The following is a 16,310-nucleotide window of genomic DNA, read 5'->3' as shown; positions in this document are numbered from 1 at the left end:
TAGTATTCAGTTTACAACCTTAGTACCAAACTGAGTTTGTCTAAGTTTCAATAAAAAATAAAAAATTATGCTCAATTATATTTTGCAAGTCATATTATTCCAAGTATTGTTCTTGGCTATTTATGATTTCTTTCTAAGCAAAGAAACCTTCTTTACAAAAAACAGGTGGTACTTATTAAGCACGCCCATTTTGTCTTTTTTAATTCCGTTTTTTAAAATCCCGACGTTTCAAAAAGCTGTTCCACAAGAGTTTATTGTGTATTTGCCAGAAATTATTTTATCACCAGAAAAAGTGATTCAAGAAACCAATTGGTATCAATCTTTAGATTTTATAGATGCAATTTTTGGTGTTGGAGTTATTATTTTTAGTGTGTTGTTTATTTCTAAGTTATATCAAGTTATTCAACTGATTTTAACCTATAAAAAAGAACGAAAAGATAATTATACTTTGGTTTTAATACCCAAAGAAAGCAAGGCATTTTCTTTTTTTAACTATATTTTTTTAGGAAAAGAAATTCCAAAAAGTCAAAAAGAAAACATCATTGCGCATGAAATGGTGCATAGTAAACAAAAACACACATTTGATTTACTGTTTTTCGAAATTTTAAAAATTGTGATGTGGTTTAATCCAATGATTTATTTATATCAAAAAAGAATCACATTAATACATGAATATATTTCTGATGCAGTTGCCTCTAAAAATAAAACCCAAGAAACCTATATAAATAGCTTGTTATCTAGTTTTTTTCAGGTAGAAAATATTGCTTTTATAAATCAATTTTACAAACATTCACTTATTAAAAAAAGAATTATGATGATGAAAAAAACACAATCAAAAAAAATGAAACAATTAAAATATTTAGTCTTAATTCCTGTATTAGCAAGTATGCTTTTCTATACATCTTGCTCTGAAACAGTTTTAGAGAATGCTGTTGTTAAGAAAGAATTACAAACTAGATATTCCAAATTTGGTACTAAAAAAATGAAAGAATATAAAGGCGAAAAAGAAAGTTTTTTAGATTTTTATATTGGATCTGAAATACCTAAATGGAAAGAGATTACTTATAACGATTTATCTTTTGAAGAACGAGAAGAGTTTGATGTTTTTTTAATTAGAGTAAATAATACGGAAAGTATGTTCTCTAATGGCATAACTTATAAGCTATATAAAGCTAAAAATGGTAGAAATGTAATAGCTAATGTTCTTGATTTTTCAAAAATGAAATTGAATAGAAAACCTCCTAAAAAACTTGCAGATGGATCGTTTTCTGTTATTCAAGTTCAAAGAACACCAATTTTCCCAGGTTGTGAAGAAAGAGATTTAGATTGTTTTTTTAAAAAGCTAGAAACTCATTTTCGTGAAAATTTTGATAAAAGTAAGGTCAATAATTTAGGTTTGAGTTCTGGGAAAAAGAAAGTCTTTGTTTCTTTTAATATTGATTTAAAAGGTGAAGTAGCAGATATTAAAGTTAGAGCACCACATTCTATAATTAAAGAAGAAGTAAAAAGAGTAGTTAGTTCTTTGCCAAAAATGACAATAGGTAAAAATGATGGAAAGCCAGTAAAAGTAAAATATACACTACCTTTTGTTTTTGTAGTAGATTAAAAAAAAATAAATTTAAATGAAAAAGAAAATTTTAATTGCATTATTATTCAGTATTGTAAAAGTCGAAGCGCAAACTTCGACTTTTTCTACAATAGATAGTTTGTTTGAAAAAGGACGTTATAAATTAGCTTTAGTACAGTTAGATAAATTACCACCCACTTTTGAGCGTAATTTTAAGAAAGCAATCATTTATGAGTCTATAGATAATTATAAAAAAACAGCTGAGTATTTAGAAAAAGCCATTGTTTTTAAAGAAGATTACAAAGCACAGTTAAAGTTAGCTAAAGTGTATCAAAGATTAAAAAAGATAAAAAAATCTATACTTATTTATGAAGATATTGTAAAAAAGGATTCTTTAAATCTGGTTTTAAAATATCAATTAGGAAAACTGTATTTGGTTTCTAGAAATGCTAAAAAATCCTTACAGACTTTTAAATATTTAATTAAAAAAGATCCTAAAACGCTAATTACGTATATCAACTAGGCTTGTCTTACGCTTTAAAAAATGATAGAAATAGAATGATAAATAGTTTTTTAGAAACTTTTAAGAAAGATTCTACTCACTTAAAGGCAATTGTACATTTGGCTTCTAGTTTTAATAAATTAAAAGATGTAGATTCTACTCAAATTTTTGTGAATAAAGGTTTAGCCATAAACCCTAACCATGTAAATTTAAACAAGCTAAAAATAAATCAATTATACAGAAAAAAAGAATTTTTCAAAGCTATTCCATTATTACACAACTTAGATACTATTGTTAATAATGATACATACCCAACTTCTATGCTTGGTAGAACCTACTACAACTTGGATAGCTTAACAAAGGCAAAAAAATATTTTAGAAAACTTAGGAATTTAGATAGAGAAAATTACAAAGCTTACACCTATTTAGGACATATTTTTGTAAAAGAAAAAAAATATAAATGGGCAGAAATAAATTATAAAATGGCAACTATTGTAGGCAAAGAAAAAAGAGATGAAGAGTATTATGGTTTGGCAACTGTATTTTATGAAATGAAAAAACCAAAAGAAGCTATTTTTAATTTTGAAAAAGCCTACAAAGAAAATTATAGTAATTACAAAGCGCTTTTTCAACTAGCAAAAATGTCTGAAGACTATTATAAGGATAAGAAAATTGCTTATAAGCACTATGTGAAATATCTTGATAAATTTCAAAATAGAGATGAAGATATGACCAATTTTGCTAAAAAAAGAGTATCAGAAATAAAAAAAGCATTATTTATGAATGGCAAAAGTTTAAGGTAATTTCTAAGTAAATTTTTAGTAAATTCACCCAATAAATAGAACTCTATTTTGCGTGTTGTTTATTAAAAATATAAAATTATTAAGTTTTTTAATTCTACTTTTTTCTATAAATGTATTATCTCAGGAAATAGTAAATAATGAAGTTTTACAAGTTAATGAAGAGCCTCCATATTTTAGAGAGTGTAAAAGAAGTTATAAAAAATCTAACGACTGTTTTAAGAAACAATTTTTAAAACATTTTAAAAGAAGATTTAATGCAGAATTACCTTATCGTTTAAATTTAGAAGCTGGTAAGAAAATTATTAAAATTAGTTTTAAAATAACCAAAAAAGGCAAAATAGATAGTATAGAGGTAAATGCCCCACACAAGAAAATAGAGTTAGAAGTAATTAGGGTTTTAAAAAGATTTCCTAAACTAAAACCTGCAAAACAAAATGGAGTTCATGTATCTGTAAAATACTACACTACAGTTTTTCTTTTTGTAGAAGAGTCAAAATCAGAAAAAAAAAGCCAGAAAGAAAAAAAATAGAAGTGAAAGAAAAAGTAAAATCTAATTCACTAATTTTACTCTATAAAATAATATTGATGTTTTTAAGATTTTTTTCTTTTCTAATATTAGTAATCTTTTTCACTTCGTGTGATAAATTTTCATTCACAAAAAACAATCAGAATAAAGTTTTAGATACTTTAGTAGATTTTTCTTCTGTAGACACTTTTCCTTCTTTTAAGGTTTGCGATTCTATCATAGAAAAACAAAAAAAAGCACATTGTTTTAGAAAAACCATTCACAAAAAAATAGGAGAGGAGTTGCAAAAACATCAACTTACCATAAAAGATAGTATAGACGAGGTTGTTTATGTAGATGTAACCATCAATTCTAAAGGTGAATTTATTTTAGACTCAATAAAATCTTCAGCAAACATAAAAACTCAATTACCAGAATTAGATAGTTTATTAAAAGTAAGTATTCATAATTTACCAACTATATTTCCTGCCCATAAAATGGGGATTCCAGTAACTACAAAATATAGTTTGCCAATAAGAATTCAGTTAAAAGAATAGTTTTTCATTCCTAAGAGAGAAACCACTGAGGAATCTATTTTTAGATTTCTCGACTGCGCTCGAAATGTCAATTTGAATAAAAAGAAGAGATTAAAAAAGCAACTGAGTTGCTTAATTCTTAATTCAGCATTTTCCAGAGTTTGTCTTTCAATTCTTGCAAACCAATTTGAGCCACAGAAGATATAAATAAAGTTTCTACACCTTTTGGTAGGTCTGCTTTAATTTCTTCTTTTAACTCATCATCTAACATATCCGTTTTAGAAATGGCTAACAATCTGTCTTTATCTAACAATTCTGGATTGTGTTTTTTAAGTTCGTTTAACAAGATTTCGTACTCTTTGTTGATATCATCACTATCTGCAGGAACCAAAAATAACAAGGCAGAATTACGCTCTATATGACGTAAAAAACGATGTCCTAAGCCTTTTCCTTCTGCTGCACCTTCTATAATACCAGGAATATCTGCAATTACAAAAGTTTGATGATTTCTATGTTCTACAATACCTAAATTTGGTTTTAGGGTAGTAAAAGCATAATCTGCAATTTTAGGTTTTGCAGCTGTTAAAACGGATAATAAAGTAGATTTACCAGCATTTGGGAAACCAACTAAACCAACATCTGCTAGTAATTTTAATTCAATCCTAAACCAGCCTTCTAAACCATCTATCCCAGGCTGAGCGTATCTTGGAGTTTGATTTGTAGATGATTTAAAGTTCCAGTTGCCTAAGCCACCTTTTCCACCTCGTAAAAGAATAATTTCTTTTTGATCTTCGGTAATTTCGAATAAGATTTCATCAGTATCTGCATCTCTTATAATTGTGCCTAAAGGAACATCTATATAAATGTCATTTCCATCAGAACCAGTACTTCTACTTTTACTTCCTGCTCCACCACTTTCTGCTCTAAAATGACGTTTAAATTTTAGGTGAAAAAGTGTCCACATATTTTTATTACCACGTAAAATAATGTGTCCTCCACGTCCTCCATCACCACCATCTGGACCTCCTTTGGTAATAAACTTTTCTCTATGTAAGTGCACAGATCCTTGCCCACCTTTTCCAGAAGAAGCATATATTTTTATGTAATCAACGAAATTTCCCTCTGTCATTTTAATGTTTTTAAATGTTATCTTGAGCGCAGTCGAAAGGTATTAGTTTAAAAGATTTCTCGTCTACGCTCGAAATGACATTAATTCTTATAGCTTATCAAATACTTCTGCTATTCTTTTGGTAATATCTTCAATAGAGCCAACACCATTAATACCATAGTATTTGTTTTGTGCTTCGAAATAATCTTTTAAAATAGCCGTTTTTGTGTTGTATTCGTTAAATCGATTTCTAATTTTACCTTCATCAGTATCATCAGTTCTTCCACTTGTTTTTCCACGTTCTAACAAACGCTCAACTAACAAATCTTCTGGAACTTCTAAGGCAATCATTCCGTTAATTTGTTCTCCTTTTTCTGCTAAAAAACTATCTAAAGCCTCTGCTTGAGATTGTGTTCTAGGAAAACCATCAAAAATAAAACCATTAGCATCTGCGTTTTTTTCAACTTCCGCTTTTAGCATATTTATGGTTACTTCATCTGGTACTAAATCTCCTTCATCCATATATTTTTTAGCTATTAAACCTAATTCTGTAGCGTTTTTAATGTTAAAACGAAATACATCTCCAGTAGAAATATGTACTAAATTGTACATTTTTTTTAAAAATTCTGCTTGTGTTCCTTTTCCAGCTCCTGGAGGGCCAAATAATACAATATTTTTCATTTTTGGTGGTGTTGATAGTTGATAAATTTCTGGGTAATTTCTTCCTAAACCATTGTAATCTAGTCCATAGCCAACAATAAATTTATCTTCTATGCTTTTTCCGATATAATTTATTGGTAGTTCTTTTCTAAACACATCTGGTTTAAAAAATAACGTCGCAACTTTTAGTTGTTTTAAGTTCTTGTCTCTAAAGATATTATAAATTTCTTGAAGGGTGTTACCAGTATCAATAATATCTTCTAAAATAATTACTGTTCTTCCTGCTAAATTTTCATTTATACCTACTAACTGCTTTACATTTTCTGTGGATGATGTTCCATTATAAGAAGCTAATTTTACAAAAGAAACTTCACAATTACCTTGATATTCTCTAATAAAATCTGCCGCAAATAAAAAACATCCGTTTAAAATACCTACAAAAATAGGAACTTCGTCTTTTGGTAAATCAGCTTTAACCAAACGTGCTAAATGTTTAACAATGGCAGCAATTTCGTCCTTATTTATATAAGGTTTAAAGTGTAAATCGTGAAGTTTTAAAATGCTCATCAGTTTGCAAATATAATAGCTATATATTGAATGAAAAAACCGTTTTCTTATTAAGAAAACGGTTCTAACTTATACTTTTTTAGAACTATGCGTTCTTTTCGTCTTTTTTAGTAGTGTCAAACATAATTGGTGTTGCCACAAATAATGATGAGTAGGTACCTACAGCTACACCCACAATTAAGGCAAACATAAATCCTTTAATAGAATCTCCTCCAAATAAGAAAATAGCTAACATTACTAATAATGTAGTTAAAGAAGTATTTATGGTTCTCCCTAAAGTAGAACTTAATGCTGTATCTACATTTTCGCTATACTTTCTATTTGGAAAATCTCCTGCAAACTCTCTAATTCTATCAAAAATAACCACAGTATCATTTAAAGAATAACCCACTACTGTTAATATGGCTGCAATAAAAGATTGTCCAATTTCCATATCAAAAGGCATAAATTTGTAGAAAATAGAGAATACACCTAATACAATTAATACATCATGAAAAACAGCAACTACTGCTCCAATTGAATAAGAAATTTTTCTAAAACGTAATAAAATGTATAAGAAAACAACTAATAATGAGCCAAATACTGCATATAGAGCAGATGTTTTAATGTCATCTGCAATAGTAGGAGAAACTTTGTCATAACTCATAACACCTGCACCTTCTTTTTCAAAACCAGGCTTAAAGTTTTCGTAAGTAGTATCTCCTAAATAAGGTTTTAAACCTGTATATAAAGCACTTTGTACTTGTTCATCTACTTCTTGACCTTCTTCTTCAATCTTATAAACGGTTGTAATTTTTAATTGATTATTTGTACCATACGTTTTTACTTCTGGAGCAGAACCAAATACATCTTTTAAGTTACCTGCAACTTGTGTTGCATTCATATCTTGGTCAAAACGTACAACATAAGAACGACCACCTTTAAAGTCTACCCCTTGTTTTAAACCAATTTGCCATATAGAAACAATACCAGCAAGAATAATTGCCCCAGAAATGATGTAAGCAATTTTACGTTTTCTTAAGAACTTTATATTTATGTTTTGGAACCATCCTTTAGAGATTGATGTGTTAAACGTTAAGTTTGCACCTCTATTAATAGCACCATCAATTAACAATCGTGTAATAAAAACTGCTGTAAATAAAGAGGTTGCTATACCAATCATTAAGGTTAAAGCAAAACCTTTAATTGGTCCTGTACCAAATACATATAAAATAATACCTGTTAATAAAGTTGTAATATTCGCATCAATAATAGCAGAAAGTGCTCCTTTTACAGAAAAACCTTCTTCTACAGATTGTTTTAATCCTTTCTTTTTAAATAACCCTTCTTTAATTCTTTCAAAGATAATTACGTTGGCATCTACAGACATACCAATGGTTAAGATAATACCTGCAATACCAGGTAAAGTTAACACAGCATTAAAAGAGGCTAAAATACCAAAGATAAATAAGATGTTTACAATCAAGGCAATGTCTGCATATAAACCAGCTTTCCCATAGTATAAAATCATCCAAAGTAAAACCAAAAGAATAGCTAAACCAAAAGATAGGAAACTAGCATCTATAGCTTCTTGTCCTAAAGATGGACCTACAACTGCTATCTGTACAATATCTGCAGCAGCTGGTAATTTACCTGCTTTAAGTACAGTTGCAATATCTTCTGCTTCTTCAATAGTCATAGAGCCACCAGAAATAGATGTTCTACCACCTGTAATTGGTAAGTTTACAGAAGGTGCAGTATATACGTAATCATCTAAAACAACTGCTACAAATTTACCCTGATTATCAGTAGTCATTTTTGCCCATTGTTTAGTTCCAGAGCTATTCATAGTCATGCTAACTTCAGGCTTGTTTAATTGATCAAAAACCTGAGCAGCATCTAAAATAACATCCCCTTCTATAGTAGGTTTGTCATTTCTGTTTGATTTTACTGCATATAAACCAATTAATTCAGTTCCGTCTTTGCTTTTTGTAGTTTTATAATCCCATAAGAATTTTACATATCTTAATTCTTTTGGTAATAAAGCCTTAACTTCTTTTCTTTTTAATAAATCATTTACTGTAGCAGTGTCTAAAACTTTAGCTTGTCCTACTAAAGAACTCATCTGTTGTTGAGATTGTGCTACGTTTGGATAGAAATAAGAAAAAAGATTTTTTTGGTTTGCAACATCTAAAGAATCTTTTTCTTCTCCTAATAAATCATCAATATCATCTTTTTTAGTAGAATCTTTTTCTTTTTCAAGAACAGAAGTATCTTTTAACAATTCTGCTACTTTAGCATTTGCACTAAAGAAAAAACCTTGTACTTCAGCATTTGTATAAACTTCCCAAAACTGTAATTCTGCCTTACTTGTAATTAATTTTGTAACACGTTCTATATCTTTTGCTCCTGGTAATTCGATTTGAATTCTACCAGAATTTCCAATTCTTTGAATGTTTGGAGAGGTAACACCAAATTTATCAATTCTACTTCTTAAAACTTCAAAAGCAGTTCCAATAGAACCGTCAATTTCTTCTTGTAAAGTTTCTTTAACAGTTTCGTTAGCTTCGTTAAAAGTAATTTTTTCGCTTAATGCTTTGGTTCCAAAAATAGAAGGGTCACTTAATTTTGTGTCTCCAGCAATTTTTTCGAATTCTTCGAAAAATAAGTTTAAATAGTTTTCATTACTATTTTTTAGTCTTGCGTCTGCAGCCTCTAATGCTTGGTTAAAAGCAACGTTTTTAGAATCGTTAGATAGGTTTTTTAGAACTTCTTTTACAGAAACTTGTAAAATTGCATTAATACCACCTTTTAGGTCAAGACCTAAGTTCATTTCTTTTTCTCTAACATCATTGTAAGTATATTTTGTAATACCTAAATCAATCACATCTTTGTTGGCAACACTATCTAAATAAGATCTTTCAAATTTAGCTTTTTGTCTTGCATCACTATCAACTCCTTTTGTTTTAGCGTATACTTTAGCATCATCCTCAACTTTGTTGGCTAAAAATGTAAATGATAATTGGTATAAACTTACTAATCCAAAAAGGATAGCAAATAACTTTATAAGTCCTTTATTTTGCATTTTGTTTGTATTTTGTAGTCAAATTTTTTAAAAAAAGAGCAAATATATGGCTTCTCTCAAAACCTGACAATTATTTTTATGGTTTGTTTTTTGTGATGAGTATGATAATCATCACTTTAAAGAATTTTTTAAAAAAAATGTAAAGATATTACATTATTAAACGTAATAATTTGGGGGGCCAGCTCTTACTTCTGGCTCCTGATAAGAAGTGTAATTTTTAATAAAAGGATTGTTTTTACGAACTTTAAAAGCAGTTTTAAAAAGTTGATCTGCATTTTCTTCTAAAGTTCTAAAATAACCTAGAGTTTTATTTGTGGTAAACCTCTCTAAATTATACTCAATTTTAAAAACAAATTGATCATCTAAGTTAGAAATATCAGTAGTATCTGTTAATTCATAAATATCAATATTATACTTAGAGTACTCTTTATTATTCTCTTTGTTGCCAGTGTTTTTATTTAAAACTAATTGGTTTTCTTTAGCAAGCGTTTTTTTTATATCATTAATATTTACAGAACTGTAATAAGAGATTTTTAAAGTGCCATTTTTTGTTTTTTGAATTGCAATATTTGTAACACCAATTTGTAACAGTTTTTCTTTTACATCAGAAATGGTGTTTTCTATACTTTTTTGATTGATTTTAGTATCTACAAACTCCAGAACTATTTCTTGATTAGGTATAGAAACCTGATTTTGAAAAGCTCCAAACAGTGTAAACAGTATAAATAGAGTACAGATGTACCATTTTGCATTCATGCACCAAATATATACAAAATAGTGCTTTTTGTTTCTGAAAATCTGTATTATTTAAATTAATAAATTACTAATTTTATTATGTAATCTGTAATTTTTGCATGAAATAGGATAAAAACATTATAGATTCTTAAAAATGATTATATTTAATCGCTAAAATTGATAAAATAAAATACACAAAATATAAATATGGCACATCTATCAGATATTCAAATTGCGCAAGCAAAAACGCTTCAACATATTAAAGAAATAGCTAAAAAAATTAATGTAGATGAAGATGATTTAGAAATGTATGGAAAGTACAAAGCAAAACTACCATTGTCATTAATTGATGATAAAAAAGTTGATGAAAACAACTTGGTTTTGGTTACTGCTTTAACTCCAACTCCTGCAGGAGAAGGAAAAACAACAGTTTCTATTGGGTTAACAGAAGGGTTAAATAAAATTGGAAAACAAGCAACTGTGGTTTTGAGAGAGCCATCTTTAGGGCCTGTTTTTGGAATTAAAGGAGGTGCTGCAGGAGGTGGATATTCGCAAGTTGTACCTATGGAAGATATTAATTTGCATTTTACTGGTGATTTTAATGCAGTAGAAAAAGCAAATAATTTGTTGTCTGCTTTAATTGATAATAATATTCAAAATAAAACTAACAATTTAAATATTGATCCAAGAACCATTCTTTGGAAACGTGTGATTGATATGAATGATAGGGCTTTGCGAGATATTACTATTGGTTTAGGTGGTACTGCAAACGGAATACCAAGACAAGATAGTTTTGATATAACCCCTGCCTCTGAAGTTATGGCAATTTTGTGTATGGCTTCAGATTTAGAAAACCTAAAAGAGCGATTAGGAAATATCTTTATTGGATTTACTTTTGATAAAAAAACCATTTTTGCTCGTGATTTAAAAGCAGAAAATGCGATGGCTATTTTATTAAAAGATGCTATTAAGCCAAATTTAGTACAGACTTTAGAAGAGAATCCTGCAATAATTCACGGAGGTCCATTTGCAAATATTGCACAAGGTACCAATACCATTATTGCCACTAAAATGGGATTGTCTTTGTCAAATTATGTAGTAACAGAGGCAGGTTTTGGTGCAGATTTAGGCGCAGAGAAATTCTTGAATATTAAATCTCAATTTGCAAAATTAAATCCTAAATGTGTTGTTTTAGTAGCTACAATTAGAGCTTTACGTCATCATGGAGGAGCCAGTACAGATGAATACAACATTCCAGATTTAGATAAAGTATCAGAAGGATTTAAAAATCTTGAAAAGCATATAGAAAATATTAGAAAATATAATATTGAACCTGTTGTTGCTATCAATTCATTTATTTCTGACTCGAAAGAAGAAGTTGATTTTGTAATTGAAAAATGTGCAAGTTTAGGAGTACAAGCTGTTTTATCTGAAGGTTGGGCAAAAGGTGGAGAAGGTACTAGAAACTTAGCAAAAGCAGTTGTAGATGTTGTTGAAAATAAAGCAACACAATACAAACCTTTATACGATTGGAAATCTCCAATAACAGAAAAAATTGAAACCATTGCCAAAGAAATTTATGGTGCAGTTAATGTTGAATATAGTAAACAAGCACAATTAAATTTAAGAAGAATTGATAGATTAGGTTTTAATGAATTTGCGGTTTGTATGGCAAAAACTCAAAAATCTTTTTCAGATAATGCTGCTTTGATAGGAAGACCTGAAGGTTTTACAGTTACTGTAAGAGAAATTGAAATTGCAGCAGGAGCACAATTTGTAATTCCTATTTTAGGTAAAATGATGCGTATGCCAGGATTACCATCTATTCCTGCATCAGAAAATATGACGATTGATAACGATGGTGTTATTTCTGGGTTGAGTTAGTGTTGGAAATAGGAAGGAGCAAGTAGAAAGTTAAAAGAAGGAAGCTTAAAAAAGTAGGAAGTTTTAAACATAAAAAAGAGGCTGTCTGAAAAGTATTAAAATTTGTCATTTCGACTGTAATGGAGAAATCTTATTTACTCAAAATCAATTACATAGTTTTTTCGACAAAGCTTGTCTTGAGCGAAGACGAAAGGCTCAAAATGACAGGTAAATTAACTTTTCAGACAGCCTCTTTTAATGTTATCTAAAGTCTAAAGCTCTAACAATCCGTTTGTTTTAGAAACACCTTCTGCAGATTCTTGTAAATGCGCTTTCTCAGCATCATTTAAATTAATTTCTACAATACTTTCAATTCCGTTTTTACCTAAAACAACAGGAACTCCAATGCATAAATCATTTAAACCATATTCTCCTTCTAATAAAGTAGAACAAGGATAAATTTTCTTTTGATCGCAAGCAATAGCTTGTACCAAACCACTTACTGCTGCTCCAGGAGCGTACCAAGCAGAAGTGCCTAAAAGACCAGTTAATGTTGCTCCACCAACTTTTGTGTCTTGTAAAACTTGCTCTAATCTTTCTTCTGAAATAAATTCAGAAACAGGTACAGAATTTCTTGTTGCTAAACGAGTTAAAGGAACCATTCCTTTATCTGAGTGACCACCAATTACCATTCCATCAACATCAGAGATTGGTGCACCTAAAGCCTCTGCTAATCTATATTTAAAACGTGCAGAATCTAAAGCTCCACCCATTCCAATAATTCTATTTTTTGGTAATCCTGTAGTTTTATGCACTAAATAAGTCATAGTATCCATAGGATTAGAAACAACAATAATGATGGTGTTAGGAGAATGCTCAATTAAACTTGAAGATACAGTTTTTACAATTCCTGCATTAATCCCAATTAATTCTTCACGAGTCATACCAGGTTTTCTTGGTATACCAGAAGTAATTACACAAATATCAGAATTTGCTGTTTTTGTATAATCGCTTGTACTTCCTGTAATTTTAGTGTCAAAACCATTTAAAGAAGCTGTTTGCATTAAGTCCATTGCTTTTCCTTCTGCATAGCCTTCTTTAATGTCTAATAAAACAACCTCAGAAGCAAAATCTTTAATTGCAATATACTCTGCACAACTTGCGCCTACTGCACCTGCACCAACTACTGTAACTTTCATATCTTTTTATTTTAAATTATGTTTGATAAAATTCTTCAACAAAAATACAATATAAAAAATATTTTAATGTGATATATATCATAAAAAAAAGACCTCTAAAATAGAAGTCTTTTATATATGATATTTTGTAATTTATTATCTGATGCTAAGTGCTATACCTGCAGCTACAGCATTGTACTCTTGTAATGTGTAAGAAGCAAATATTTTAAAAAACCCTAAGCTAAGTCTAGCACCAACTGTAGATCTAAAACCACTTGATTCAAAATCAATATTTGATGGTATTGAAAGAGTTTGTCTAACATCATTTCCTAAAGGATCTTTATAAATACCAGTAAATGTACCACTCATTTCATAAGAAGAGCTACCATTGTTGTACCCTAATCCTCCGTAAATATTAATAATAGGAAAGTTTAAAGAACCGATTGCTTGCACAGTAAAGGCTTTTAAATTAAATTTAGATAAACCATTTTTAATTTCTAAGTTTCCAGAATTTACATCTCCAATCCCATAATCTACATCCATAGTTGTATACGCAGCTAATAATGAAACGTGTAAAGGTATTTTTTCCATTGGTCCAAACCAACTTGTGATTTCTTTTTTAAGACCAATACCTAACATATTAACTGAGCCATCATTGTCTCCAATATTAATTTTAGGAACTAATCTTAACATTGCTTCAAATTTTCCAGGTAAACCTAAATTTATTTGAGCTATTGGAGCAGGTACAAAATTACCTGGTAAATCAGCACCTCCAGGAGCATCAAAATTTGCAGTAACTTGTTGACCGCTAATTGTTGTTGTAACTGTCATTGGTGTTGTGTTTTTACTATCTCCACCAAAAGTTGCAGCAGTTGTAGATGTAGAACTAACAGATGTAAGCCCTAATGCAGAAATGTTAAAAAGCTCTTTTTCAGAAGGTATAATAGAACCACTTGCTCCTATAGAAATATCAAAACCAAAAGGCTTGTGAACTTTAGCTGTATGATACCAACCGTTATTCATACTATTAATAAAAGCTTCCATTCCTGGAGCAAAATAAGCTTGTAAAAGCTTTTGAGAATCAGCTTTATCTGCTAAAAGAATAGCTTCAAAGCCATCTTGGGCTTTGGTATTAAACGATAAGGCGAAAACGCCTAAAAATAATAAAATGCACTTTTTCATTTGTAAGTAAGTTTGGTTAAAATTTGTTTAGTTGAAGCTAATATATAAAAAAATACACACTTCATTTACGAAGTGTGTATAAAATGGGTGAAAATACCTATACTATGCATCAATATTTGCATACTTTGCATTTCTCTCAATAAAATCTCTTCTTGGTGGCACTTCATCTCCCATTAGCATAGAAAATACTCTGTCTGCTTCTGTAGCATTATCAATAACCACTTTACGTAAGGTTCTAAACTCAGGGTTCATGGTAGTGTCCCATAATTGTTCTGCATTCATTTCTCCAAGACCTTTATATCTTTGTATGTTTACAGAGCCACCCATTTTTTGAGCAATTAAATCACGTTGATTGTCATCCCAAGCATATTCTCTTTTTTGTCCTTTTTTAACTAAATATAAAGGAGGTGTAGCAATATAAATATAACCTTGCTCAACCATTTCTCTCATATATCTAAAGAAGAAAGTAAGGATTAATGTTGCAATGTGAGAACCATCTACATCTGCATCACACATAATAACTACTTTATGATAACGAACCTTAGATAAGTTTAAAGCTCTTGGGTCTTCTTCTGTACCAATAGAAACTCCTAAAGCTGTAAACATATTTTTGATTTCTTCGTTTTCAAAAACTTTATGTTGCATTGCTTTCTCAACGTTCAAAATTTTTCCACGAAGTGGAAGAATAGCTTGAAAGTTTCTGTCTCTACCTTGTTTTGCTGTTCCACCTGCAGAATCTCCCTCAACTAAGAAAATTTCACATTGTGCTGGGTCTGTTTCAGAACAGTCAGATAATTTACCAGGTAAACCACCAATAGACATAACCGTTTTACGTTGTACCATTTCTCTGGCTTTACGTGCTGCATGTCTTGCAGTTGCTGCTAAAATTACTTTTTGTACAATTGTTTTAGCGTCGTTTGGATTTTCTTCTAAATAGTCTGTTAACATTTCTGAAACTGCTTGAGAAACAGCAGAAGAAACTTCTCTGTTACCCAGTTTCGTTTTGGTTTGCCCTTCAAACTGAGGTTCTGCTACTTTTACAGAAACGATTGCTGTTAAACCTTCTCTAAAATCATCACCAGCAATTTCGAATTTTACATTTTTTAACAATCCAGATTCGTCAGCGTATTTTTTTAAGGTATGTGTTAATCCACGTCTAAAACCAGATAAATGGGTTCCTCCTTCGTGTGTGTTGATGTTGTTTACGTAAGAATGTAAATTCTCTGAATAAGAAGTGTTATACACCATTGCAACTTCTACAGGAATGCCATTTTTCTCACCTTCCATAGAAATTACTTGCGCTGTTAATTGCTCTCGAGTAGAATCTAAGTATTTAATAAATTCTGGTAAACCTTCATCAGAATGAAACGTTTCTGAAATAAAGTTTCCTTCATCATCTGTGTTTCTTTTGTCAGTTAAAGTAATGGTGATGCCTTTATTTAAATAAGCCAATTCACGCATTCTTGTTGCTAACGTTTCATAATTATATTCTGTAGACTGAGTAAAGATTGTTTTGTCTGGTAAAAAGGTAACAATAGTACCTGTAAAATCTGTTTCTCCAATGGTTTTTACAGGGTATAATGTTTTTCCTTTAGAGTACTCTTGTTGCCATATCTTACCTTCTTTATGAACGGTTGCTGTTAAATGGTCAGAAAGTGCGTTTACACAACTTACACCTACACCATGTAAACCTCCAGAAACTTTATAAGAGTCTTTATCAAATTTACCACCAGCACCAATTTTTGTCATTACAACTTGTAATGCAGAAACCCCCTCTTTTTTGTGGATTCCAACAGGAATTCCACGTCCATTATCTTTGGTTGTAATAGAATTGTCTTCGTTTATTGTAACGTCAATTGTATCACAATAACCACCCATTGCTTCATCAATAGAGTTATCTACAACTTCATATACCAAATGGTGCAACCCACGTATTCCTACATCTCCAATATACATAGATGGACGCATTCTAACATGCTCCATTCCTTCTAATGCTTGAATACTGGAAGCATCATAATTATTTTTGTTTTCTTCGCTCAT

Annotated in this window: 13 protein-coding genes; 6 read left to right on the top strand and 7 right to left on the bottom strand. The window is 30.0% G+C overall.

Annotation, left to right across the window (positions count from 1 at the left end; translation table 11 throughout):
• Nucleotides 1-190 precede the first annotated feature (190 nt).
• From ACY2RW_RS13080 to ACY2RW_RS13060, 5 genes are read left to right on the top strand one after another with little or no spacing between them, the layout of a single operon-like run.
• Nucleotides 191-1,606: a M56 family metallopeptidase gene (locus ACY2RW_RS13080; RefSeq protein WP_490123178.1), complete on the top strand. Its 1,416-nt coding sequence runs from the start codon at nucleotides 191-193 to the stop codon at nucleotides 1,604-1,606.
• Between the two features lie 16 nt (nucleotides 1,607-1,622).
• Complete coding sequence (locus ACY2RW_RS13075; RefSeq protein WP_490123177.1) at nucleotides 1,623-2,090, top strand: tetratricopeptide repeat protein; 468 nt, start codon at nucleotides 1,623-1,625, stop codon at nucleotides 2,088-2,090.
• Nucleotides 2,091-2,125: 35 nt separating this feature from the next.
• Nucleotides 2,126-2,872 (top strand): tetratricopeptide repeat protein, encoded by a 747-nt coding sequence (locus ACY2RW_RS13070; protein WP_490123176.1) that lies wholly within the window; start codon nucleotides 2,126-2,128, stop codon nucleotides 2,870-2,872.
• Nucleotides 2,873-2,927: 55 nt separating this feature from the next.
• Nucleotides 2,928-3,401, top strand: coding sequence for an energy transducer TonB (locus ACY2RW_RS13065; RefSeq protein ID WP_490123175.1), 474 nt, complete (start codon nucleotides 2,928-2,930; stop codon nucleotides 3,399-3,401).
• A gap of 56 nt (nucleotides 3,402-3,457) precedes the next feature.
• Entirely contained in the window at nucleotides 3,458-3,934 is a 477-nt protein-coding gene (locus ACY2RW_RS13060; RefSeq protein ID WP_490123174.1) for a hypothetical protein, read from the top strand.
• A gap of 118 nt (nucleotides 3,935-4,052) precedes the next feature.
• On the opposite strand, the gene obgE is transcribed toward ACY2RW_RS13060, so the two are convergent.
• From obgE to ACY2RW_RS13040, 4 genes are all read right to left on the bottom strand, one after another.
• Nucleotides 4,053-5,042, bottom strand: a complete 990-nt coding sequence (gene obgE, locus ACY2RW_RS13055) for a GTPase ObgE (RefSeq protein WP_490123173.1) — start codon at nucleotides 5,040-5,042, stop codon at nucleotides 4,053-4,055.
• A gap of 87 nt (nucleotides 5,043-5,129) precedes the next feature.
• On the bottom strand, nucleotides 5,130-6,248 hold the full coding sequence (locus tag ACY2RW_RS13050) for an adenylate kinase (protein ID WP_490123172.1): 1,119 nt from the start codon (nucleotides 6,246-6,248) through the stop codon (nucleotides 5,130-5,132).
• Between the two features lie 85 nt (nucleotides 6,249-6,333).
• Nucleotides 6,334-9,312 (bottom strand): protein translocase subunit SecDF, encoded by a 2,979-nt coding sequence (gene secDF / locus ACY2RW_RS13045; RefSeq protein ID WP_490123171.1) that lies wholly within the window; start codon nucleotides 9,310-9,312, stop codon nucleotides 6,334-6,336.
• 156 nt (nucleotides 9,313-9,468) lie between these two features.
• Nucleotides 9,469-10,068, bottom strand: a complete 600-nt coding sequence (locus ACY2RW_RS13040; protein ID WP_490123170.1) for a hypothetical protein — start codon at nucleotides 10,066-10,068, stop codon at nucleotides 9,469-9,471.
• A 186-nt stretch (nucleotides 10,069-10,254) separates the two neighbouring features.
• Between ACY2RW_RS13040 and ACY2RW_RS13035 the strand changes: the two genes are divergently transcribed.
• Nucleotides 10,255-11,931 (top strand): formate--tetrahydrofolate ligase, encoded by a 1,677-nt coding sequence (locus ACY2RW_RS13035; protein ID WP_490123169.1) that lies wholly within the window; start codon nucleotides 10,255-10,257, stop codon nucleotides 11,929-11,931.
• A 251-nt stretch (nucleotides 11,932-12,182) separates the two neighbouring features.
• Here the strand turns inward: ACY2RW_RS13035 and mdh are convergent, their stop codons facing one another.
• From mdh to gyrB, 3 genes are all read right to left on the bottom strand, one after another.
• Nucleotides 12,183-13,109, bottom strand: coding sequence for a malate dehydrogenase (gene mdh, locus ACY2RW_RS13030; RefSeq protein WP_490123168.1), 927 nt, complete (start codon nucleotides 13,107-13,109; stop codon nucleotides 12,183-12,185).
• 135 nt (nucleotides 13,110-13,244) lie between these two features.
• Entirely contained in the window at nucleotides 13,245-14,270 is a 1,026-nt protein-coding gene (locus ACY2RW_RS13025; protein ID WP_490123167.1) for a DUF6588 family protein, read from the bottom strand.
• A gap of 102 nt (nucleotides 14,271-14,372) precedes the next feature.
• Complete coding sequence (gene gyrB / locus ACY2RW_RS13020) at nucleotides 14,373-16,310, bottom strand: DNA topoisomerase (ATP-hydrolyzing) subunit B (protein ID WP_490123166.1); 1,938 nt, start codon at nucleotides 16,308-16,310, stop codon at nucleotides 14,373-14,375.

Source organism: Polaribacter sp. 2305UL8-11 (genome assembly GCF_058147165.1).
The sequence above is the reverse complement of the archived record's forward strand: the minus strand, read 5'-3'. Positions and strand labels throughout refer to the sequence as shown.

Coding starts and splice junctions, on each gene's coding strand:
- ACY2RW_RS13075 (WP_490123177.1), top strand. CDS start 1,623: ATGAAAAAGAAAATTTTAATTGCATTATTATTCAGTATTGTAAAAGTC.
- ACY2RW_RS13070 (WP_490123176.1), top strand. CDS start 2,126: ATGATAAATAGTTTTTTAGAAACTTTTAAGAAAGATTCTACTCACTTA.
- ACY2RW_RS13060 (WP_490123174.1), top strand. CDS start 3,458: ATGTTTTTAAGATTTTTTTCTTTTCTAATATTAGTAATCTTTTTCACT.
- obgE (WP_490123173.1), bottom strand. CDS start 5,042: ATGACAGAGGGAAATTTCGTTGATTACATAAAAATATATGCTTCTTCT.
- ACY2RW_RS13050 (WP_490123172.1), bottom strand. CDS start 6,248: ATGAGCATTTTAAAACTTCACGATTTACACTTTAAACCTTATATAAAT.
- secDF (WP_490123171.1), bottom strand. CDS start 9,312: ATGCAAAATAAAGGACTTATAAAGTTATTTGCTATCCTTTTTGGATTA.
- ACY2RW_RS13040 (WP_490123170.1), bottom strand. CDS start 10,068: ATGAATGCAAAATGGTACATCTGTACTCTATTTATACTGTTTACACTG.
- ACY2RW_RS13035 (WP_490123169.1), top strand. CDS start 10,255: ATGGCACATCTATCAGATATTCAAATTGCGCAAGCAAAAACGCTTCAA.
- mdh (WP_490123168.1), bottom strand. CDS start 13,109: ATGAAAGTTACAGTAGTTGGTGCAGGTGCAGTAGGCGCAAGTTGTGCA.
- ACY2RW_RS13025 (WP_490123167.1), bottom strand. CDS start 14,270: ATGAAAAAGTGCATTTTATTATTTTTAGGCGTTTTCGCCTTATCGTTT.
- gyrB (WP_490123166.1), bottom strand. CDS start 16,310: ATGAGCGAAGAAAACAAAAATAATTATGATGCTTCCAGTATTCAAGCA.